We start from the raw sequence: 20,191 nt of genomic DNA on the forward strand, positions 1-20,191 counted from the left end.
CCGCACGAGAAAATGCGTATGCATTTTCGAGGAGTCTCGCAGATTCCCTTCCCAAAAACAAACATTATCGTTTAACAGAGCCTTATTTTTAGAGGGAGTATAGTGAAATTATTTATCTTTGACTTAAGTATAGAGGCAAAACAAAAGGGGCTCTCTAGGAAGTCCATTTAAGAGTAAAATGTATCCAAATTAAAAACCCAAGAATGCTGATTTAACAGTATTCTTGGGTTTTACTTTTGTCCGGATTTCGGCTGAATTTCCACTTTCGGGACAGCCCCTTTGTCTTTATGCTCATCATCTGGCGGCTTTACGGAAGCCCTCTGAAATAAAGTCTGCCACAAAAACGAGAATAATATAACAGATAAGGAGCAGTGTAATTTCTGTGTAATGGAAATAGCTCAGGCTCAGTTTGAATTGCTGGCCCAGTCCTCCGGCTCCCACAAACCCGACGATGATGGAGGTTCTCATGATTACCTCGCCGCGATAGAGGATGTAGGTGAGAAACTTCGGCATGACTGTTGGAATGATGCCATAGAAAAGGATTTGCGCACTTGACGCTCCGCTTGATGCGAGATTGCGCATCGGCCTAGCGTCCGTATCCTCGATTACTTCTGCGCAGAGCTTCCCGAGAATTCCAAAGTTGTGAAGCGCAAGTGCGATGGCTCCCGGCAAAATGCCAGGCTTCAGGATGAACACGATTACCATCGCGAAGACCAATTCGGGGATGGACCGGGAAAAAATATAGATGCCACGGATAATACCGAATAAAATCCAACTGTACCAACGCTTTGAAGCGGTTAAAGATCCGTCCGCGATATTCCGTGCGGCAGGGATAACTGTTAGCAAGGCGGCAATCGTGGCAAATCCAATCGCCATGACACTCATTTGCAATGTTTCATACGTAAGCTTCACGGCATTCTTCCAGCTTTCTTTATCAGTAAAAGCTGGATTTTCTTCCCCTATGCCGAATAGCCCGGAGAAAAACTTCTTTGCATACTCCAAATTCCGCTCGTTAAAAAGTTCGAAAAAGTTCGCCCTTTCTCCGAAGAAAATATGTCCCCATGAACCGGTGAGCAAGGCAAGGCACAATAGGATGGAAAATGTCTTAAACGAAAAGCGCCTTTTTTTGGATGGGATTTTTATTGTACTCATTATAATACCAGCCGCTTTCGTAAGGAGTTGCTCCAGGCATCAATCAGGACAACAATCGCAATCAAAAAGAAGAGGAATGTCCATACTTCGTCATAGTGAAGATCGGCAAGGGAAAGCTGAATTTGGAAGCCGAGACCTCCGAGTCCGACGAAACTCATGATCGCTGATGAACGGATGGAGCATTCGAAGCGGTACATCACATAGCTGAGCATATTGGCACGGGCTAACGGCAAATATCCGTACAACAGACATTGCAGTCTTGAAGCGCCTGTTGCGCGGAGAGCCATGATTGGTTCTTTGGGAACGTCATTTAACATATCGGCGAATATCCTCCCAAGGATACCGCCATAAGGAATACCAAGGGCAAAAACGGCAGCGTAAGGAGACAGTCCGATGACGGCGACAAATAAAAGTGCCCAAACGAGTTCATGAATCGCTCTGATAACGGCCAATACTCCTCTAAAAAATCCTGTTGTAACCACGCGGACCGAGCGGGAGGAAGCTAATACCCCCGAAGCTAAAATCCCTAAAACAAACGCGATGATAAGAGCAATTGTCATGCCGGTTACCGCATAAACAATCGTGGTCCATGAAGATTCCACTGCAAGTCTCAAAATATCGGGGGAAAAATCCGGGTTGATCAGACCTTCGAAAATCTGCACAGTGGTTGCCCATCCGCCGGCATGAACCAGGTCGCGACTCCAGGTAACGGAAAACAGGCTCCATATAAAGGCAGTCAAAAGAAGAAGCGACAGGACCGATCTTTTATGAAGAGCAAGGGGAGATAGGAATGGTTTCATCTCTCGGCCATCTCCTTTAAAACATAAAGATTAGCCAATTGTTCTTTGGTGATTTGGTTTGTCGGCAGATCAAAAAAGATTTCTCCATCACGCAGAGCGATGATTCTTGAGAAATATTTTGTGGCGTACTCGACAGAATGGAGGCTCATCACAAGTGTCTGTTTTTCCTCGTTTACAAGCTTTGTCAGCATGGCTAAAATATCCTCAGCTCGTGCAGGATCCAAGGAAGCAACCGGCTCATCAGCCAGAATCACTTCCGGACTTTGTACAAGCAGGCGGGCCAAGGCGACGCGCTGCTGTTCTCCTCCAGAAAGTTTGGAGGTTTGGTCATATATTTTGTCCAGCAGTCCGACACGATGTAAGGCATTTGCTGCGAGCTGCTTGTCCTGTGGCAGAAATAGAGACAACATCGATTTAAAGAATCCCCATTCCCCGAGCCTCCCTGCCAGGACATTTTGGATGACTGGAAGCGCTCCAATCAGATCGAATTGCTGGCGGATTACCCCGATTTTTCTTGCGAGTTCTTTTCTATTGTTAAATTGTTGAATAGCGGTTCCGTTTAATAAATAGGTCCCATTGTCTGGAGCAGTGATTCCGGCAAGGATATTCAACAGCGTTGACTTGCCTGCACCGCTTGGACCGATGAGCGCAACCGTTTCTCCTTTTTCCACATGAAAAGAAAGGGAAGATAAGGCTATCTTCCGCTCGAATTGTTTCGTTATATGATTTATTTCGATGATCGGCATCTCTTTATCACCTTCTACTTGATGATCTCGAGTTCTTTTGCGACTTCTTCAATTGTGTTATAATTTTCGTTTTTTGTTTCAATGAAGGAATCTGTCTGGAACAAATCGAGGAACTCTTTCAAGTCCGCATTGTCTTTATTGATAGCAAGAATGGCTTTCTTCATATCATCCTTCGTGCCTTCTCCGAACTTATCGTCGACCTCATTTATGGTCCAATGATAGTCATAGTAGGAAGGGGTAGTATGAATAACCTTCACTTTGTTCGTATCGACTTTTTTCTCTGCCACTGCAGCTTCCCAGACGGCTTCATTCAATACCCCGGCTTTAAAGGCACCGGATTCTACAAGCTTATAAGTCTTATCATGGGATCCTGAGTAATTTGGCTGTCCGTCCAAGTCTTTTTCCGGATCGATTCCTTCTTTAGTTAAGAAATAACGTGGCATTAAATGACCGGAAGTAGAGCTTTCGCTACCAAATGTAAAATTAAGTCCTTTAAGGTCTGCTAACGTATCAGCCTTCACACTATTTTGCGCAATGAAGATCGAATGGAATTCCTTATCGCGGGGACGCTGGGCAAATGCCTCAGCCTCAGGAACAAGATTTCTTGCCTGGACACCCGTTAAACCGCCGAACCAAGCCATGTCTATTTCACCGCGTTCAAATGCAGTAACAAGAGCAGCGTAATCAACAGATGGAACATACTCGACTTTAAGTCCGGTTTCTTCACTTAAGTAATTCGAAAGAACATCCATGCTTCTGCTTAAATCAGCAGCATTTTGGTCGGGTAGGGCCCCGATTTTGAAAACTTCGTCTGATTTTTTATCTGAGGAACTTCCGCTGTCATTAGAATCATCGTTTGTTGAACATCCAGCTACGATGGCGATGGCCACAGTTAGCATTAATAATAATGAGAATAATTTCTTCAAATTTATCATTCCTTTCTTGAAATATAAGTGACTATTAGATTTTACACCTATTATTACATTTTTCAATGATAACAGCCTATTGGAGGGGTAAAATAAATCCTTCTATCGGGAAATATATGGGCTGCCGCTTACCCAGAACCTCCACGGATAATCTTTTGCCTCACCCGAATTGTCTATCCCGATGCGCGCGCCGGTTGATATGTTCTCTGGCGGTTTTCCTGGAGCAATCCATAAAGGCGGTTCTCTGAATGAGTGTCCGTAATCTGACATCGTGATACCAAGTGCTTTCGTCAGTTTGCCGGGACCGCTCGTCAATTTTTTAAGCTCTGACATGCCCCGCCTTTCCTGCATCAGCGGAATGCCCAGGTAAGGTTCGACCGCCCTGATCAATATGGCATGCGGCTGTTCCTTTTCGCCGCTCACGACATTGACCAATGTATGGGTATGCATCGAATATGTATAGATCATGCCGGGTTCCCCAAACATGACTTCTGTCCGCTTCGTCCGTCTGTTACCAAAGCTATGTGCGACTCTATCCTCCGGACCGATATAGGCTTCCGTTTCCACAATATATCCCGCAGCGGTACCTTCGGGAGTTTCTTTTATAAGGAGACAGCCAAGCAAGGCTTGTGCAAGTTCTAAGGTAGGTTTTTCGAAAAATTCCTTGGGCTGCGGCGTTACGTTTTGAACTTCTTCTGGCATGGCGTTTTTTCCTCGTTTCTCTAAAAAATATCGTCTCCTTATTATATAAGTTGCATACAGGAATTGCATGATATGTCCCAGCAAACAAACGGTATTCTGGAAGCAAAAGTTCCTTTTCCGGCTACAAAGTCCGGCAAATCCACAACGAAAAATCGATTGGATTTCCTCTACAAAATGGGGGTCCGGCACAAAAACAAATTTTCGGCTACAATCGGTTGGATTACCGCTACAAAAAGCCGACCGGGCAACACAACAAAAATCCGGGCAACAAAAGTCCTGATCGAAAGAGTGTTAGAATTAGTTAAACCTGTAAAAAATAAATGCATGAGTCATAATACCATTCACAAAACGGCGGCTGGAAAAACTGTATATGCTGAAAAATTTAAAATAGGGTGTGAAACAAGATGAAGAATGTTGGTTTTATCGGCTGCGGAAAAATGGGGCAGGCGATGATAGAAGGGATGTTGACGTCTGAAATAGTGACGGCTGATCAAATTATGTTTAGTACGTCCGGCCAGGACACATTAACTGCTATAGAAAGTAAATTTCATATTAGGGGTTCGTTGGATAACCGGAAAATCGCCGGTTTTGCCAACTTTCTCTTCCTGGCGGTCAAGCCGGACAGGTATGAGTCTGTCATTAAAGAAATTAAGGATGATATAAGGAGAGATGCCGTCATCATTACGATAGCTGCAGGGGTTACAACGAAGGCCGTTGAACAGGCCTTTGGAAAACCGGTAAAAGTGGTGAGGACTATGCCGAATACTCCTTCACTGGTAAGAGAGGGGATGACGGCCGTTTCTGTAAATCCTGCAGTATCCGAGTCTGATTTGGATGAAATACTTTCACTGCTGAATAGCTTCGGGAAAACGGAAATCATGGATGAAAGGCTGATGGATGCGGTTCCTGCCATTAGCGGTTCTTCCCCGGCCTATGTCTATATGTTTATTGAAGCGTTGGCCGACGGCGGTGTCAGGGATGGAATTTCAAGAGACCAGGCTTATCGAATGGCGGCACAGGCCGTTTTAGGTGCAGCAAAAATGGTGCTTGAGACGAATTCGCATCCCGGGTCACTAAAGGATGCGGTCTGTACACCGGGCGGGTCGACGATTGAAGCGGTGGCTGCGCTAGAAGAAAACCAATTTCGCGCCGCCGTACTATCCGCGATGAAGGCATGTACGACTAAAAGTAAAGAACTCGTAAAAAATAAAGAGTAAGCTAAAAAGCATCTCGTTATATTTTTAACGAATGCATTTTCTGAGCAGAGACCTTTGAGCAGAATAGTAGAATTTTTCACAGGAAAGGATAATATAAATAATGCAACAATTATTCCGATTAAATATCTTGGAATAATTGCCAGTACATTTAAGGAGGAAATTGTATGACTGGCTTCGTGATCATAAACATTGCAATCATGGTCATTCTTTTATTAGTTCTTTGGTTTATGCAAAGGAAGCATGTTTCTTTTACAAAAAGAGTCTTTACCGCGTTAGGACTTGGGATACTTTTCGGATTCCTGCTCCAGGTGTTTTACGAACCGGAATCAGAAGCAATTTTGAATTCGGTTGAATGGTTCAATATTATCGGAAGCGGCTATGTGAAGTTCCTGCAGATGATTGTCATGCCGCTCGTTTTCATTTCGATTGTGTCTGCTTTTACAAGACTGAAGCTCGCAAGCAATATCGGAAAAATCAGTGCGCTCATTCTTGGAATCTTAATAGGTACAACGGCGATCGCAGCCGCACTCGGAATCACCACAGCCTTTGTATTTGATTTGGAGGCAGCCCAAATTGTTGAAGGCGATGCGGAAACGGCAAGAGCCCAGGAGCTCGAGGAAACATATGGAACGATTGAAGGAAAAACAATGCCTCAGCAAATCCTTGAGTTGATTCCGGCAAATCCGTTCTTGGACTTTACCGGTGCCCGTCCAAGCTCAACGATTTCCGTCGTTATTTTCGCTGCGTTCTTAGGGATTGCCTACCTTGGTGTGAAACGGAAGCAACCGGAGCACGCGGAATTCTTCGCGAAAATTATTGATACGTTATATTCAATTGTTATGAGGGTTGTCACGCTGATCTTGCGCTTAACACCATATGGTATTCTTGCGATCATGACAAGAACGGTGGCAACAAGTGATTTGGATGCTATCGTCGATTTAGGGAAATTCGTCATTGCTTCGTATGCGGCGATTATCGTCATGTTCCTGATTCATTTGTTATTGCTCTCATTAGGTGGATTAAACCCGCTTACGTATGTCAGAAAAGCTTTTCCGGTTCTGTCGTTTGCGTTTACGTCCCGTACCAGTGCGGGCGCTTTGCCGCTTAATGTGAAAACGCAAAAACAGCTTGGCGTTCCGGACGGGATTGCTAACTTTGCCGGTTCTTTCGGACTGACCATCGGACAAAATGGCTGCGCGGGGTTATATCCTGCCATGCTTGCGGTTATGATCGCTCCAACGGCTGGAATTGATCCACTTTCACCGTCGTTCATCGCGACATTGATTATTGTCGTAGCCATCAGTTCCTTTGGGGTTGCCGGTGTCGGCGGAGGTGCGACGTTCGCAGCGCTTATCGTCCTTTCTTCGATGAACCTGCCAATCGCACTCGCCGGGCTGCTCATTTCAGTTGAACCATTGATCGATATGGGACGCACCGCATTAAACGTCAGCGGAAGCATGACCTCTGGTATTCTGACCAGCCGAGTGGTAAACGAACTCGATACAGAAACATATAATGACAAATCATTGAAAATCGAAGCTGAAGCATAATAAAGAACTCCTGCGAGACGGGAGTGGAAGCCTGCAGACCTTAAATGAGTCTGCGGGCTTTTTTCTATTATTTACATATTATTTTTCTTCTTTATATATTTTCTTAATATTTGTTCTCTATTATCTAAGACAGGTCCAGAATAATAAAAAAATGGAGGCGAAAGAGATGAAAGGAAGAAAAGTGATTGTTCCGTTATTAAGTTTAGCTTTTTTGTTCCCATCCGCAACAAACGTATTTGCCGATCCGCATAAACCTGCTTCAGTAAAAAAGGTTGAGTTTGTAGGGATGGATGCTCCTGATACTGATCAAGAACGTTCAAAGATGTACAGCGAAGCATTAGTTAATGATTAGATTTCAATTATATACACCTATTTTCTTGCAACATGTTTTCATAATATTTTTTCTTCAAAAAAAGCGTTTCCCTTGGAGTATACACAGATTTTTGAAAAGCATAAACGATCATAATACATTAACAGAGTCTTAGCAAAAGTAAATATAAAAAATTTTTTTAACCGCCAAATCTCCTAAATCCACCCTCCGAATGAATGACCTGGCCCGTCACCCATTCCGCCTCATCACCAGCTAAGAAGGAAATAAGACGTGCCGCATCGGCAGGCTGGCCGATTCTCCCTAGAGGTGAGCGAGCGAGGATTTCTTGTTTTAATTTATCGTTCATCCATCCAGTATCCGTGGGGCCAGGGTTTACCGCATTGACGGTAATCCGTTTATCGGCAACAGCTGCGGCCAATGTATATGTCAACGTTTCAACGGCTCCTTTTGTGATTGCATAGGACAATTCGTTAAACATCGGCTGTAATGATTGTCCTGAGATTATATTAATAATTCTTCCGCCTGATTCATGTGTAAAACTTTTTACAAATTCCGATGAAAGCAGGGTAGTACCCCGAACGTTTATTTCATAATGAGCGTCCAAAGTAGCTGGAGACACATTCTCAATATTGTCATCGGTTGAATAACAAGCGTTATTCACTAATATATGCGGATCGCCTAGCTGATCCCGAACCATTTTCAAAAGCTTTGTGATTTCCGTGGGAGATGACAAGTCAACCTCCGCGCTATTGCACCGAACCCCCATGTGAAGAATCTGCTGGTTTAGTAATTCCTGTTCATTTTGTTCGACTCCCCACGAGAATTGCTGATCGTATTTAGTCCAATAAGTAAAGAAAATATCTGCTCCTTGGGAGGCTAATTCTTTACAAATCGCCGCACCAATTCCTTTAAGGCGGCTAGCTCCTGTAACGATAGCGATTCTTCCCTGTAATGGCTTTTGCATTTGTCTGCTATTCAAATCCGTCATCTCCTTCATTCTTTTTTGACAACAAAAAAACTCTCTAAAACCTAGAGAGCGGACAGCAGCAATAAACCATATTCACCAAATGGAAACATGCAAATGGTTCATAAAGAATGGTTTAAAAATGAGCATACTAATCCTATTCTTAAGGTTTACCAAATCTAAAACCAACAAGAAAAAAGATTAGAACTTCATTTTTAAACATCATTCCTTCCTTCATTTAATATACACATAATATTCTGAAATTTTCTATTTGTCAATTGCCTGTTAATATTTTGAGCGGTCCATAGGCTTTCGCTTAAATCGCATGTACTTTTGCTTAAATCAATGGGACAATCGCTAAAATCATCAGTTTTTTCGCTTAAATCAAATTTATCTGTTTCATAGGAAGCATCTTAAACCCTATTTTGGGACAGATTCCATTATATCGCGGGCTATGATTCATCATTATCGTGTTGGTTTAAGTAAAGGTTTTCAGTTGTTGCAAAAGTAACGGATTGGAGGTTCATCTCAGGATCGAGATCATTTAAAGCTTTAGATGGTTTATCTGCTTTTTTTTCGGTTTTATTGGGTCTTTGTTTTTTCAACATGATTGTCACTTCCTTTTTTAACTGTATTTTTGTAGGATTCTCTTTAATCAAAAAGTGTATTCTTGGAATCAACGGACGTTCAATACTTATAGTAAAATTTTTACAAAAGAAGGAATTTCCAATTGTATATCGTATATATAGAAGTAGGTAATTAAATGAGTTTTCTAAAATGAGGTGGAAGAATCGTGCTGGAAACAAACTACGAGGAAATGATTGTGATCTTAAAAGAAAAGGGTGAGGTAGAAATCCCGCTTACTGATTGCGACATGCAGTTTTACATTGAAGACACCTTGGAAAGTTTGGATCTAAAATATCAGAAGCTGATTCCGCCAGTTAGAAGAGGCTCTGTTAAAAAAATGATAATTAAAATCGAGTATTGAAAAATAATTGAAACAGGCAAATTAAATATAGCTAAATAAAAGCAGTGGATGTTCTTTGGAAAACATCCACTGCTTTTGTGATTATTTGTGTGGATAACTAATGCTAAATGATCTATATCCAGCTCCAGCGCCTAACCCCTCTCTGGTCTAGCCAATCATCAGATGGGGAGAAGATCCCTCCCCATACTGATGCGTCTTATGCTTGTCGGGGGCCCACAGGATGTGGGTCAGAACGACGAAGACATAACGATGTGGCGGTCTTAGTCGTTCTTCCTTACGTACAAGGCGCTTGCGCTTTTGTTCTTAGGCGTTAATACTCTCGTTATTTATAGCTTCTTCAACACTCACATATGTGTAGCCTAGATCATTTGCCACAGCTTCAAAGGTAATCTCTCCATTCGCCACGTTTACCCCTTTAGCAAGTGCGGCATTACTCCGAATTGCTTGTGCCGCCCCCTTATCTGCGATTTGTAATGCATAAGGAATGGTTACGTTAGTCAAGGCGATTGTTGATGTTTGCGGAACAGCTCCCGGCATGTTCGCAACCGCATAATGCACGACGCCATGCTTAACATATGTTGGATTGTCGTGTGTGGTAATCTTGTCAACGGTTTCGAAAATGCCGCCCTGGTCAATCGCAACGTCGACAATGACGGATCCAGGAGACATCGACTTCACCATTTCCTCGGTAACCAGCTTAGGCGCTTTTGCACCTGGAATTAATACGGCACCGATGACGAGATCCGATTCGGCTACTGCGTGGGCAAGGTTGAACGGATTTGAAATTAATGTCGTAATTTGATTTCCGAATATGTCATCCAATTGGCGGAGACGGTCAGGGCTTAAGTCGATGATTGTCACATCTGCACCTAGACCAATCGCTATTTTAGCAGCATTCGTGCCGACAGCACCGCCGCCAATGATTGTGACCTTACCACGCTTTACACCAGGGACACCGCTTAGTAGAATTCCTTTTCCGCCTTTTGGCTTTTCTAGGAATTGAGCGCCGATTTGTGCACTCATGCGGCCGGCAACCTCGCTCATCGGTGTTAATAAAGGAAGAGTATTGTTCACTGCCACGGTTTCGTAAGCAATGGCCAACACGCCGCTGTCTTTCAAAGCTTGTGTTAATTGAGGATCGGCTGCCAGGTGCAAGTAGGTGAAAAGAATCAATCCTTTTCTGAAGTATTTATATTCCGATTGAATAGGTTCCTTCACCTTTAAGATCATGTGAGCGCCCGCCCAAACGTCGCTTGCACTTTCAACGATTGATGCACCAGCCGCAAGATAGGAATCGTTTGCGAAGCTGCTTCCAGCTCCGGCGTCTTTTTCAATATATACTTCATGGCCGGCCTTCACTAAAGCAACTACACCAGCAGGAGTGATCGCGACACGATTTTCGTTGTTTTTGATTTCTTTTGGTACACCTATTCGCATGATATATACCTCCAATAAAAAATTTCGTCCTTTGTAAAAATTATAACGCTTACATAAAGGTTGTTTATTGTGTAATTAAGAAAAGAAAAACAGAAGCCTTTGTGTAATTTCACAAATGTTCCTGTTATTAAAGGAATTCGCTTTTAGATTATGTCGCTAATTCATCCAGCCGTTGGAGAATGCGCCGTTTACGGTATAGCATACGCCCAGTTTCAGCAATATCTGAAATCATTGAGCGATTCGTGAATGCACCAAAAATCATGCCGGCGATCGGGACCATTTGCAAGAGCTTTTTCCAGCCGAACTGATCGCGATAAGTATAAACAACCTCCCGCCAGCCTTGTATTTGGGACATCATTTCCTTCGAATTTCTATTTTCGCTTTGATAAAAAGAAGAAAGCTCATTAAGAATTGCTTCTTTACCGACAATATCAGATGTTGCAAATTGAAGGCATTTTATAATGAAGATTCTTTCTTCTTTATCGTTAGGATCATATCCATAAGCAACAGCTATATCCTGAAGCGTCTTTAACGAAAGACCTAATAACACTGGAATATCAGCGGCTAGGGTGAAAATCCCGCCAATACCTGTACTAGCTCCCTGTACAGTCGCAACCTGGCTATTGGTCTTTTGAATTTCTTCACCAACAGTGTCCATCACTTTAAGAGGAACCTGCTGTATGTCATTTATATTTGTAAGGTGTAGATCAGGAAGCAGGAACTGCAATTTATTTATGATTGTTTTTTCCTTTGACAAATAGCGCCCTCCGGATTGAATGAAGCTGCCTAGTTCTTCTAATAAGGAACCTATTTTCTTTTGGATGAATGCGGGAGTGATCTTATCCAGGATTTTGAAAGGAAGCCTGCCGATCCTGTCCCAAAACCATAACCCCTTTTGATCCTTTTCCCAAGTCTCGACTTCTCTGAGTAGTTGTTGTAACGTTTCTTTAGATTCGAGTATCAATAAGTGTCCATCCTTTGTGTGAATTTTACCTTTTATACGAAAAAAACAAGAGCAGGTTTCATTTTTTCTTTAAAAATTCTTCGTATTTCCAGATTTTAAAACGTAGAAACAATGACATTTTTTGTAAAGGATCTTTTAAATTAATTTCACTGATTTCAGCAATGCGTTTCAAACGGTAGTTTAACGTATTCACGTGTATGTGAAGCTTTTTAGCAGCTTCAATAGGGTGACAATCCTTTTCTAAATAAACCTGTAATGTAATCAACAAATCTGTTTGATTTTTGGAATCATAAGACCTTAGGAATTGAATGGAGACATCTTCAGTGTGTGCGTATCTGCTTGTCACCATTAAATCCATCGTTTGATATATGCCAAGTTCTTGGTATTGTGTCATCATTGCCGTATCATCCGGAAAAGCACGCTTTATTTTTAACGTAAATAAGGCTTCCTTGTAGCTGTGTGTTCCATCTGACAACTTTTTGTAAATGCCGCCTGAGGCTCCAAATATCCCACTAACGTCAAATCGAGACTTCATTTGTGTGATGAAGTAAGGGATAAAATCATTGATCGATTGTGAAAAATTTGTCCTGGTTTCATCCCCGCTTAATAGTATCAATCGATTCTGGTCAGTAGTGAAAAAATAAGGTTTCACTTTTTGGGTAGTTGTAAGCATATAGGTAATGTGGCGTTCGATTTCCCGGTTTATTTCATCTGGAAACTCAAAAACGATGACAGAAAAGACGGTAGGGATGTCAAAGGAGAATTGTGTAAGATTTTCCGATAATTCTTGTTCTTCTTCGTAATGCCCAGTTAACAATTGCCAAAAAAACTCCTGGTAGCTTTCTTCTTTTCTTTTTTTTCGAAGCTGGAGCTGCAGCAACTGATTTTTAGCTTCTTTGGCAGCAAGCTTTAAAAATTCCATATCTTCCTCAGAAAAGGGCTTACTGGCCTCAAGAGCCCAAATGAAACCGAGGACTTCATTATTTTTTCGGATGGAAATGGCAGCTCTCTTACCGAGACCAACATCATCGATTGATGGAACCTGTACCGGTTTCTCATATTTTAGGAGGGCAGGCAAAATCCCTTCTTTCCAAAGGCTATTGATGACTTTTTCAGGAACCCTTCGCCCGATAATCGTTGAAATCCTCGCTTGATCGGTCGTTTCTTCGTGTGTACTGTATGCAAGCAGCCGATGGTTTCCGTCCTCAATAGTGACCGGACAGCCCAGCGCTGAACTGATTCGATCCGCAAACTCCATCAGATCGCCGTAAACCCCTTTAAAAATTTCTCGTTTTTTACTGGATTCCTGCATATAACAAAATCCCTTCAACGTATTTATTCATATCTTAACAAAGAAAAGTGGCAGGCACCATCCATAAAATGAATGGTGCCTGCCACCTTTGCTTGTTTAGAAGAAAAAATTCAATATAACATAAATAAGAGCTGCCAGGGTCCCTGAGATTGGCAGTGTAATAAACCATGTAATAATCATACGCTGCGCAGTACCCCATTTAACACCCTTTACCCGGTGGGCGGATCCGACACCAAGGATGGAGGAAGAGATAACGTGCGTTGTACTTACTGGTAAGTGGATTAATGTTGCTCCAAAGATAATGGATGCACCGGTCAAGTCGGCTGCCACTCCGTTAACCGGGCGGATTTTCATAATTCCGCCGCCCACTGTCTTAATGATTTTCCAACCGCCGACTGAAGTGCCAAGGCCCATTGCCAGGGCACAAGAGAATTGAACCCAAAGTGGTATATCAGCACTATCAAGTTGACCGTTTGCTATCAAGGCCATTACGATGATCCCCATAGCTTTCTGGGCATCGTTCGTACCGTGGGTGTATGCTTGTAGTGCTGCGGTTCCTATTTGGATATAACGGAAACGCTTATTGGTTTTGGTCAAGTTATTATTTTTAAATATGACTTTAAAAATGCTGTAAACCAGGAAACCAACTCCAAATGCCAGCAATGGAGAGATAATCAAGGCTTGAAGAATTTTGAGAAAACCGCCCCATTCCAATACGCCAAAACCGGCAGCTCCAATTGCTGCGCCTGCTATTGAACCAATGAGTGCATGAGAGGAACTGCTCGGTATTCCGTAATACCAAGTAATTAAGTTCCAGGCAATCGCCGCAATCAGCGCTGCAAGAATAACAAGAGATCCGTTCGGCAAAGTGAACGGGTCTACAATATCTTTCGTAATCGTTTTGGCAACCCCTGTAAAAGTCATCGCACCAACAAAATTCATTGTTGCAGCGAGAAAGATCGCATGCCTTGGTTTTAAGGCCTTAGTAGAAACGGAAGTAGCGATGGCATTTGCCGTATCATGGAATCCGTTAATGAAGTCAAATGCGAGAGCCATGATCACAATCAGTATAGTTAAGACAAATAATGTATCCATGTATAAAGGACTCCTTACGCATTCTTCATGACAATTGATTCAAGGGTATTGGCTACGCCTTGACAGCTGTCCGCGATTTCTTCCAGGTTTTCATAAATTTCTTTATATTGAATGATGCGAATCGGATCTTTTTCGACGGAGAACAAGTTTTTAATAGATTGGCGTTGAATGCCATCACAAACTGATTCAAGGTCTTTAATTTTGATTGCATTTTCACGAACGCTTTGTAGTTTCTTCGAAGATAATAAATCTACAGCCTTTTCGATTTCATACGTGCATTCCTTAATGGCCTCGACAAATTTCAGCATGTATTCATCTGCATTAATGATCGAATACATTTCGAATAACGCGGAAGTATGTTCTAATCCATCCAGGACATCATCCATGCTCATCGTTAAAGCCAGGATGTCTTCACGTTCAATCGGAGTGATAAAGGCATTGTTCAATTCTCTGATGACCTCATGCACCATGCTATCGCCTTTGTGCTCAAACTCTTTCATTTTTTCTTCGAATGCCTTTAAATCACTGACATTATTCAGTTTATAGTCAGCGAAATAGTCAGCGCCTTCTCTTAAGTTTTGTGCAATGCTTAAAAGCAGAATGGCAAACTTGTCCTTTTTCTTGAAAACCATAAGAAAACCCCCATTTTTTAAATGCCCGTTTACGCATACCCCTTCATCCAAAAACGGTATATGTATAATATGAGCGAAGACTATTCTATCTGATTCTTTTCATTTAGGGGAGCAATTTCGATAAAAATTTACAAAAACTTAACAAAGTAAATATTGAATTTTTAAAAAAACTACACAAATTTAAAAATAAAGTGGTAAAGACGACTTTTTTATCTAAATTAGCAGGTGTTTTTTGGGAGTCGCGGCTACAAAAACAGGAATTCCCGCTACAAAACGCAAATCTGGAACAGGCACCTTAAAAAGCTTGCCGGTTGTCGATTTTTCTCTCTCATTTTAAAGACTAAACGCTAGGTAATACCATTCCTGTAATGATACAATCGGAACTAAGTAAAAAGGAGGGTTTGGTTATGATCCAAAATATTCAAGATACGATTACTTTAAATAATGGTGTGAAAATGCCTCAGCTCGGATTTGGGGTTTTTAAGGTGGAGAGCGGCAGCCAAACAGTGGACTCGGTAAAGAAAGCTCTTGAGGTTGGGTATCGGGCGATCGATACAGCCGCGGTTTATAAAAATGAAGAAGGTGTAGGCCAAGCAATCAGGGAAAGCGGCATACCACGCGCGGAGCTTTTTATTACTTCAAAAGTATGGAACAGCGATCAAGGGTATGAATCTACACTTAAAGCTTATGAAGAAAGCTTGCAAAGATTAGGTCTGGACTATTTGGATCTCTACTTAATTCACTGGCCTGTAATAGGAAAATACAATGATACATGGAGAGCGCTCGAAAAACTTTATAAAGATGGAAAAGTCCGTTCTATCGGTGTCAGCAATTTCCATGTCCATCATCTGGAGGATTTATTTGCGAACAGTGAAATCAAGCCTGTCATTGACCAAGTGGAATTGCACCCGCGTCTGTCCCATGAGGAGCTAAGAGATTTCTGCCAGAAACATGAAGTGAAAGTACAGGCATGGGGTCCCCTCGGTCAAGGAAACTTAATTGAAGAACCGACCTTACAGCATATTGCGGATAAGCACGGCAAAACGACTGCTCAAGTCTTAATCAGATGGCATTTGCAGCATGACATTGTGGTTATTCCTAAATCTGTGACGCCATCCCGCATAGAAGAGAATGCCCAGGTTTTTGATTTTGAATTAAGCATGGATGAAATGAACAAGATTGATGCTTTAAATCTTAATGAAAGATTTGGTGCCGATCCAGATAACTTTAATTTTTAAACGGGAAGGAAAAGGCTGTCCAGCCTCTTCCTTTTTTTTATATACATCACTGTATAAATATGTATAATTATGCAACAAAACTATTTAATTTATTATAATTACCCTGTTTTTAATGAATTAACCATTTTATTTATATACCATTTTTTATTCGTTTTTAGGTTTTGATTTTTGTGAGTGGGGAAATTAATTAGTACAACGGCGGAACAGCAACTAAAGAATAACTTCACGAAGGGTTGCTTTTCAAGGATATTGCAAAAAATGAAAAATGAATGAAATGCAGATTTAAAACAGATAATATCCTTAAAGGTGCGGCCGATTAAAACACTTTATATGCCTGTAATTTAAAAACAGGGAATTATAAGTTAAATACAAAGGCAAATAAAGCTGTTTTAATTCGAGTTTATTCTTTAGTTGAACTGCCGTAAGAGGAGAGGTTAGGATTCATCCTGCTTCTGCACTCTAAAAAAACTAATCTAATTTTAGGAGGAATAAAACATGGGTTTCTTATGGTCATTAATTATTGGTGGGATTATCGGTTGGTTAGCAGGGATGATTATTGGAAGAGACGTTCCATTTGGCATCATCGGTAACATCATCGCAGGTTTCATTGGTGCTTGGTTAGGTTCTTTAATCTTGGGCGACTGGGGTCCTGTAGTAGGTGACTTTGCGATTATACCAGCTTTAATCGGGGCAATCGTATTTGTATTCATCTTAAGCCTGATCTTCAAAAGCATGCGAAAAGCTTCATAATGAATGTATATGTGAAAAACCTTCCCGTTAATTTAAGCGGGAAGGTTTTTTTCTGTATTATGGAAGATCAATCTCTGGGAAAATGGATGGGTCATCTAAAAATGGCGCGCGGCAAACAATCCTTTCTTCTGTGATAGGATGGATGAATTCAATTTTGTATCCATGCAAAGCCTGGCGCCCGAAAACAGGTGTTCCGCCATATAAAGTATCTCCGGCAAGCGGATGGCCAATATGGCTGAAATGTACTCGGATTTGGTGGGTTCGTCCGCTTTCAAGGGAACACTTTACGAGCGAGAGCCTTTTTTTAGAGTAGCGTTCTAACACCTGATAATGGGTGATTGCTGTTTGGCCTGTTGGCGAAACCCTTCGTCTAGTAGCATGATGTCTGTCCCGGCCGATCTTTTCATTAATCGTTCCTTCATTTTTTTTCAATATGCCTTCACAGAGAGCAACATAGCTGCGTGTAATCTTTCTTTCCTCTAGCATTTTATCAAGCAGGGCACCGGTGAGATGATTTTTTGCAAAGAGAACGGCTCCAGTGGTATCTTTATCAAGGCGATGAATATGCTTTAATATCCCCGATTCATTTTTTAAGTGATAGGCTACTCCATTCAGTAGTGAATCGATCTGCCCGGGTGATGAAGGGTGGGTTTCCATTTCTGCCGGTTTATTGGCGATTAATAAGTGCTCATCTTCATATAATATAGAAGTTTCTAAATCGGAAGCAATCACACCTATATGATTGCCCTTATCGAAAATAGGGATATGTAAATATTCCCCAACATGCAGAGGTGAATTCCAAGAGCGAAATTCATTGTTAATCGTAACTTCTTTACTCATGCGCCATTCATGCATCATTTTTTTCGGAATCTTCCAATAATCCCTGAAAATTCCTTCGATAGTTAGTTGATTCCATTTGGCGGGAATGGTGACAATCAAGAATCTTCCTCTTCTGACAGTTTGAATCAAATTTCTCCCTACTTTCGACATGGTTTATAAAAATTCTTTACAATCAATCCTGAAAATGACAGCATCAGGAAAAATGTAGCATCTTTCTTCCTATGGTTGAATGGGAGGTGGGGATAATTTCCACCCTTTTTTCATAGGTCTTATGTTATTCTAAAAAAAAGAATTTTACATATACGTCTGTATAATTTAAAAGGTGGGTTGTTAGTGAGGATTGTTTTTTCTTCAACATCTGAACAGGAGCAGGAAATCGGAAATCTTGTCTCATTCTTTTACAGATCTATTTTTCCGAAGTATTTTACTGAAGATGAAATTCTTCATTTCGAGAAAATAGGGGTCTTACAGACTCCTGCAAACAGCATAACTTATTTTGGCACCCTTAAGGATGCATTTCAAGTCATGACCTGTTTACAGGTTATTATCTCAATTATTGAGAAAAAAGAAAGCAGCAGTATGACCTTAGAGGGGAAATTTAAAAGATTGTTCGAAAACAATGTCAGAATTCTGAATGACTACGGTGTTTTGTTTCCTTTAGATTTCAATCATTTTGCCATCTTAAAAAATGAGGAAAATGATGATTCATTTCTTTTATATGTAGAAGCTGCCAACCAATACTTGATTTAAGCACTTATCCTATAAATATTGGCTTCTATATCAAAAACCGGGGCCGGACTCTTATCTATAGAGTTCGGCTCCGGTTTTATAAGTTAAGTACAACTTTTTTAGTTGATATTCTATAATTAATGGCCTTCTGCGTTACGCAACTACGTCTCTGTCTTCTCCTTAAAAGGTTCGTCCATCGACTAGTTTTCTTTATTTACCTCATTTTTTTCAAACCAGTCCTGAAATACTGATTCGTCATTAGACCCGACAATGCGGTCTTGTTCTTTACCTTCTTTAAAGTGAACGATAGTAGGCGTGGATTCTATATAATAATCTTCCCATCCTTGCTCGAACTCCAACAAATTGTATTGAACAAGGTCAATACCCATATTCTCTGCCAACGGAGCTACGACCGGAGTAGTTGCCTGACAATGGGAGCATTCCGGGCTATAGAAATAGACGGTGACGTCCTCATTATTCTTAAGCTTTTTCTCTAGTTGCTCCGGAAGAATCAGGTTCTGATAATTGGGATCATCCAGCTGATCGACTGTGGAAGCTTTTAACTCTTTCTTGCCGTACGGATTATCTTCAGATTGCTCTTCTTTTTGCATATTCGTGATAATGGCAATTGCCGCGAATAGAACGATGATGATGCCTAAAAAAATAAGTATCTTTTTCATGATGCTGCCTCCCTGGTTTTTTTCCATACGAGATAACTGCAGATAAATATCATAACAAATGCAGTTAAAGCTAGAAAAGGAATCGTAATAAAGCCGAACCAGTTAATATATTGTCCTGTGCAGGGAACCCGGCCGCAAGCAGGAGCGCTTTCAGAGAAAAACGTAACCTTCTGAATCAAGTAATGGTATGCGGAAATACTCGCACCGATGGCGGAAAGTATCATGGTGTAAAAGCTGATCCAGTAATCTTTTCTTATAATCGCTATCCCTAATATGACAGTGAAAGGGTACATAACGATTCTTTGATACCAGCAAAGCTCACACGGTTCATATTGCTTGATTTCCGAGAAGTATAAACTGCCAAACATGGCAATGATGGCAACAGCCCATGCCGTAAAAAAAATATTTTCCTGATTCTTCATCCATTTTCCACCTACCTATGATTTCTTCAAAATTATATTATGTAATCACCTGCCTTGTAAAATATATATTCTTATCATTTCTTTTTGGTGGAAGTTGTTTCATAATTGAAATAGAAAAAATTTACAATCTAACAGGGGGAAGTGAAATGTTTCCAATAATAGAAACGACCGGATTGATCCTTAGAGATGTTACCGAAAAAGATGCTGAAGACCTCTTTGAATATTTTTCTCAGGAAAAAGTGATGTCCCATTATGGCCAGGAGGCATTTGAACGCATCGAAGATATCCAACGTTTAATCGCATGATTCAGGAGCAATTATGAAGCGAAAAAGAGAATTAGATGGGGAATTGACCATAAAGGGGAAGAGCGGCTGATTGGAACAGTGGGTTTTAATGCCTGGTCGCCAAAGCATAAGCGGGCGGAGATAGGATATGAATTAAATCCCCGCTATTGGAGACAGGGAATTACCTCTCAGGCTGTCGAAAAAGTCATAAATTACGGATTTGAAAAATTGAGCCTGAACAGGATCGGGGCAATCGTTTATCTTGAGAATTCAGGCTCCAATAACTTACTCCAAAAAATTGGTTTCCGTAAAGAGGGCATATTGCGGGATTATCTGTACTCATATGGAGAATCTCACAGTGTAAATATGTACTCTTTATTGAAGGAAGAATGGATTAGCTAAATGTTTAGGAAAAAGAAGATTGATGTGCGG

24 protein-coding genes and 1 pseudogene are annotated in these 20,191 nt (G+C 41.2%); 10 read left to right on the forward strand and 15 right to left on the reverse strand.

Annotated elements, in window-relative coordinates:
- Positions 1-294: 294 nt before the first annotated feature.
- The 5 genes from D0463_RS19700 to D0463_RS16335 all read right to left on the reverse strand — a co-directional run bounded on the left by D0463_RS19700 (position 295) and on the right by D0463_RS16335 (position 4,326).
- Positions 295-1,152, reverse strand: coding sequence for a PhnE/PtxC family ABC transporter permease (locus D0463_RS19700; protein WP_216824909.1), 858 nt, complete (start codon positions 1,150-1,152; stop codon positions 295-297).
- Positions 1,152-1,952, reverse strand: a complete 801-nt coding sequence (locus D0463_RS19705; protein WP_216824910.1) for a PhnE/PtxC family ABC transporter permease — start codon at positions 1,950-1,952, stop codon at positions 1,152-1,154. The genes D0463_RS19700 and D0463_RS19705 overlap by 1 nt, the downstream gene beginning before the upstream one ends.
- Positions 1,949-2,698 carry a phosphonate ABC transporter ATP-binding protein gene (locus tag D0463_RS16325; RefSeq protein ID WP_117308439.1) on the reverse strand — a complete coding sequence of 250 codons (750 nt, stop codon included), beginning with the start codon at positions 2,696-2,698 and terminating at the stop codon, positions 1,949-1,951. The genes D0463_RS19705 and D0463_RS16325 overlap by 4 nt, the downstream gene beginning before the upstream one ends.
- Positions 2,699-2,712: 14 nt before the next feature.
- Complete coding sequence (locus D0463_RS16330; protein WP_117308440.1) at positions 2,713-3,624, reverse strand: putative selenate ABC transporter substrate-binding protein; 912 nt, start codon at positions 3,622-3,624, stop codon at positions 2,713-2,715.
- A gap of 102 nt (positions 3,625-3,726) precedes the next feature.
- The gene (locus tag D0463_RS16335; protein ID WP_117308441.1) at positions 3,727-4,326 is read right to left on the reverse strand and encodes a DNA-3-methyladenine glycosylase; all 600 of its coding nucleotides are present in this window, start codon (positions 4,324-4,326) and stop codon (positions 3,727-3,729) included.
- Positions 4,327-4,398: 72 nt separating this feature from the next.
- On the opposite strand from D0463_RS16335, the gene D0463_RS16340 reads away from it, so the two are divergent.
- From D0463_RS16340 to D0463_RS16355, 4 genes are all read left to right on the forward strand, one after another.
- A complete protein-coding gene (locus tag D0463_RS16340; RefSeq protein WP_117308442.1) occupies positions 4,399-4,734 on the forward strand; it encodes a hypothetical protein in 336 nt (111 codons plus the stop codon).
- A complete protein-coding gene (gene proC / locus D0463_RS16345) occupies positions 4,731-5,543 on the forward strand; it encodes a pyrroline-5-carboxylate reductase (protein WP_117308443.1) in 813 nt (270 codons plus the stop codon). Before D0463_RS16340 ends, proC begins: the two co-directional genes overlap by 4 nt.
- 164 nt (positions 5,544-5,707) lie before the next feature.
- On the forward strand, positions 5,708-7,093 hold the full coding sequence (locus tag D0463_RS16350) for an L-cystine transporter (protein WP_117308444.1): 1,386 nt from the start codon (positions 5,708-5,710) through the stop codon (positions 7,091-7,093).
- Positions 7,094-7,259: 166 nt separating this feature from the next.
- Complete coding sequence (locus D0463_RS16355) at positions 7,260-7,445, forward strand: hypothetical protein (RefSeq protein ID WP_117308445.1); 186 nt, start codon at positions 7,260-7,262, stop codon at positions 7,443-7,445.
- Between the two features lie 157 nt (positions 7,446-7,602).
- Here D0463_RS16355 and D0463_RS16360 read toward each other — a convergent pair whose 3' ends face one another.
- On the reverse strand, positions 7,603-8,388 hold the full coding sequence (locus tag D0463_RS16360) for an SDR family oxidoreductase (RefSeq protein ID WP_117308463.1): 786 nt from the start codon (positions 8,386-8,388) through the stop codon (positions 7,603-7,605).
- A gap of 452 nt (positions 8,389-8,840) precedes the next feature.
- Entirely contained in the window at positions 8,841-8,996 is a 156-nt protein-coding gene (locus D0463_RS19500; RefSeq protein WP_160118460.1) for a hypothetical protein, read from the reverse strand.
- Positions 8,997-9,181: 185 nt separating this feature from the next.
- Between D0463_RS19500 and D0463_RS16365 the strand changes: the two genes are divergently transcribed.
- The gene (locus tag D0463_RS16365; protein WP_117308446.1) at positions 9,182-9,376 is read left to right on the forward strand and encodes a hypothetical protein; all 195 of its coding nucleotides are present in this window, start codon (positions 9,182-9,184) and stop codon (positions 9,374-9,376) included.
- Positions 9,377-9,679: 303 nt separating this feature from the next.
- On the opposite strand, the gene ald is transcribed toward D0463_RS16365, so the two are convergent.
- The 5 genes from ald to D0463_RS16390 form a co-directional block, all read right to left on the reverse strand.
- Positions 9,680-10,813, reverse strand: coding sequence for an alanine dehydrogenase (gene ald / locus D0463_RS16370; protein ID WP_117308447.1), 1,134 nt, complete (start codon positions 10,811-10,813; stop codon positions 9,680-9,682).
- Positions 10,814-10,961: 148 nt separating this feature from the next.
- Positions 10,962-11,777, reverse strand: coding sequence for an EcsC family protein (locus D0463_RS16375; RefSeq protein ID WP_174234341.1), 816 nt, complete (start codon positions 11,775-11,777; stop codon positions 10,962-10,964).
- Between the two features lie 58 nt (positions 11,778-11,835).
- Positions 11,836-13,089 carry a PucR family transcriptional regulator gene (locus D0463_RS16380; RefSeq protein WP_117308448.1) on the reverse strand — a complete coding sequence of 418 codons (1,254 nt, stop codon included), beginning with the start codon at positions 13,087-13,089 and terminating at the stop codon, positions 11,836-11,838.
- A gap of 96 nt (positions 13,090-13,185) precedes the next feature.
- A complete protein-coding gene (locus D0463_RS16385) occupies positions 13,186-14,184 on the reverse strand; it encodes an inorganic phosphate transporter (protein WP_117308449.1) in 999 nt (332 codons plus the stop codon).
- Between the two features lie 14 nt (positions 14,185-14,198).
- Positions 14,199-14,816 carry a DUF47 domain-containing protein gene (locus D0463_RS16390; RefSeq protein WP_117308450.1) on the reverse strand — a complete coding sequence of 206 codons (618 nt, stop codon included), beginning with the start codon at positions 14,814-14,816 and terminating at the stop codon, positions 14,199-14,201.
- 407 nt (positions 14,817-15,223) lie between these two features.
- Between D0463_RS16390 and D0463_RS16395 the strand changes: the two genes are divergently transcribed.
- Both D0463_RS16395 and D0463_RS16400 read left to right on the forward strand, forming a co-directional pair.
- Positions 15,224-16,054 carry an aldo/keto reductase gene (locus D0463_RS16395; protein ID WP_160118461.1) on the forward strand — a complete coding sequence of 277 codons (831 nt, stop codon included), beginning with the start codon at positions 15,224-15,226 and terminating at the stop codon, positions 16,052-16,054.
- Positions 16,055-16,549: 495 nt separating this feature from the next.
- Positions 16,550-16,804: a GlsB/YeaQ/YmgE family stress response membrane protein gene (locus D0463_RS16400; protein WP_117308451.1), complete on the forward strand. Its 255-nt coding sequence runs from the start codon at positions 16,550-16,552 to the stop codon at positions 16,802-16,804.
- 57 nt (positions 16,805-16,861) lie between these two features.
- Here D0463_RS16400 and D0463_RS16405 read toward each other — a convergent pair whose 3' ends face one another.
- Positions 16,862-17,770: an RluA family pseudouridine synthase gene (locus D0463_RS16405; protein ID WP_483295747.1), complete on the reverse strand. Its 909-nt coding sequence runs from the start codon at positions 17,768-17,770 to the stop codon at positions 16,862-16,864.
- 207 nt (positions 17,771-17,977) lie between these two features.
- Between D0463_RS16405 and D0463_RS16410 the strand changes: the two genes are divergently transcribed.
- On the forward strand, positions 17,978-18,394 hold the full coding sequence (locus D0463_RS16410) for a DUF5365 family protein (RefSeq protein ID WP_117308453.1): 417 nt from the start codon (positions 17,978-17,980) through the stop codon (positions 18,392-18,394).
- Positions 18,395-18,573: 179 nt separating this feature from the next.
- Here the strand turns inward: D0463_RS16410 and D0463_RS16415 are convergent, their stop codons facing one another.
- Positions 18,574-19,053 (reverse strand): thioredoxin family protein, encoded by a 480-nt coding sequence (locus tag D0463_RS16415; RefSeq protein WP_117308454.1) that lies wholly within the window; start codon positions 19,051-19,053, stop codon positions 18,574-18,576.
- A complete protein-coding gene (locus D0463_RS16420; RefSeq protein ID WP_117308455.1) occupies positions 19,050-19,475 on the reverse strand; it encodes a disulfide oxidoreductase in 426 nt (141 codons plus the stop codon). Before D0463_RS16420 ends, D0463_RS16415 begins: the two co-directional genes overlap by 4 nt.
- A 146-nt stretch (positions 19,476-19,621) precedes the next feature.
- Between D0463_RS16420 and D0463_RS20325 the strand changes: the two genes are divergently transcribed.
- Entirely contained in the window at positions 19,622-19,780 is a 159-nt protein-coding gene (locus D0463_RS20325) for a GNAT family N-acetyltransferase (RefSeq protein WP_367946590.1), read from the forward strand.
- 24 nt (positions 19,781-19,804) lie between these two features.
- Positions 19,805-20,161 (forward strand): annotated as a pseudogene (locus tag D0463_RS16425) (GNAT family N-acetyltransferase); the annotation flags it as partial.
- Between the last annotated feature and the right edge of the window lie 30 nt (positions 20,162-20,191).

Origin of the sequence: Bacillus sp. V59.32b (assembly GCF_003429085.1) — a bacterium.
Classification (GTDB): domain Bacteria; phylum Bacillota; class Bacilli; order Bacillales; family DSM-1321; genus Peribacillus.

Excerpts from the sequence above, each read along its gene's own strand:
- D0463_RS16335 (WP_117308441.1), bottom strand. The coding sequence starts at position 4,326 with ATGCCAGAAGAAGTTCAAAACGTAACGCCGCAGCCCAAGGAATTTTTC.
- D0463_RS19705 (WP_216824910.1), bottom strand. The coding sequence starts at position 1,952 with ATGAAACCATTCCTATCTCCCCTTGCTCTTCATAAAAGATCGGTCCTG.
- D0463_RS20325 (WP_367946590.1), top strand. The coding sequence starts at position 19,622 with ATGTTTCCAATAATAGAAACGACCGGATTGATCCTTAGAGATGTTACC.
- D0463_RS16360 (WP_117308463.1), bottom strand. The coding sequence starts at position 8,388 with ATGCAAAAGCCATTACAGGGAAGAATCGCTATCGTTACAGGAGCTAGC.
- proC (WP_117308443.1), top strand. The coding sequence starts at position 4,731 with ATGAAGAATGTTGGTTTTATCGGCTGCGGAAAAATGGGGCAGGCGATG.
- D0463_RS16390 (WP_117308450.1), bottom strand. The coding sequence starts at position 14,816 with ATGGTTTTCAAGAAAAAGGACAAGTTTGCCATTCTGCTTTTAAGCATT.
- D0463_RS16415 (WP_117308454.1), bottom strand. The coding sequence starts at position 19,053 with ATGAAAAAGATACTTATTTTTTTAGGCATCATCATCGTTCTATTCGCG.
- D0463_RS16355 (WP_117308445.1), top strand. The coding sequence starts at position 7,260 with ATGAAAGGAAGAAAAGTGATTGTTCCGTTATTAAGTTTAGCTTTTTTG.
- D0463_RS16350 (WP_117308444.1), top strand. The coding sequence starts at position 5,708 with ATGACTGGCTTCGTGATCATAAACATTGCAATCATGGTCATTCTTTTA.
- D0463_RS16385 (WP_117308449.1), bottom strand. The coding sequence starts at position 14,184 with ATGGATACATTATTTGTCTTAACTATACTGATTGTGATCATGGCTCTC.
- D0463_RS19700 (WP_216824909.1), bottom strand. The coding sequence starts at position 1,152 with ATGAGTACAATAAAAATCCCATCCAAAAAAAGGCGCTTTTCGTTTAAG.
- D0463_RS16395 (WP_160118461.1), top strand. The coding sequence starts at position 15,224 with ATGATCCAAAATATTCAAGATACGATTACTTTAAATAATGGTGTGAAA.
- ald (WP_117308447.1), bottom strand. The coding sequence starts at position 10,813 with ATGCGAATAGGTGTACCAAAAGAAATCAAAAACAACGAAAATCGTGTC.
- D0463_RS16420 (WP_117308455.1), bottom strand. The coding sequence starts at position 19,475 with ATGAAGAATCAGGAAAATATTTTTTTTACGGCATGGGCTGTTGCCATC.
- D0463_RS16340 (WP_117308442.1), top strand. The coding sequence starts at position 4,399 with ATGTCCCAGCAAACAAACGGTATTCTGGAAGCAAAAGTTCCTTTTCCG.
- D0463_RS16400 (WP_117308451.1), top strand. The coding sequence starts at position 16,550 with ATGGGTTTCTTATGGTCATTAATTATTGGTGGGATTATCGGTTGGTTA.
- D0463_RS16380 (WP_117308448.1), bottom strand. The coding sequence starts at position 13,089 with ATGCAGGAATCCAGTAAAAAACGAGAAATTTTTAAAGGGGTTTACGGC.
- D0463_RS19500 (WP_160118460.1), bottom strand. The coding sequence starts at position 8,996 with ATGTTGAAAAAACAAAGACCCAATAAAACCGAAAAAAAAGCAGATAAA.
- D0463_RS16325 (WP_117308439.1), bottom strand. The coding sequence starts at position 2,698 with ATGCCGATCATCGAAATAAATCATATAACGAAACAATTCGAGCGGAAG.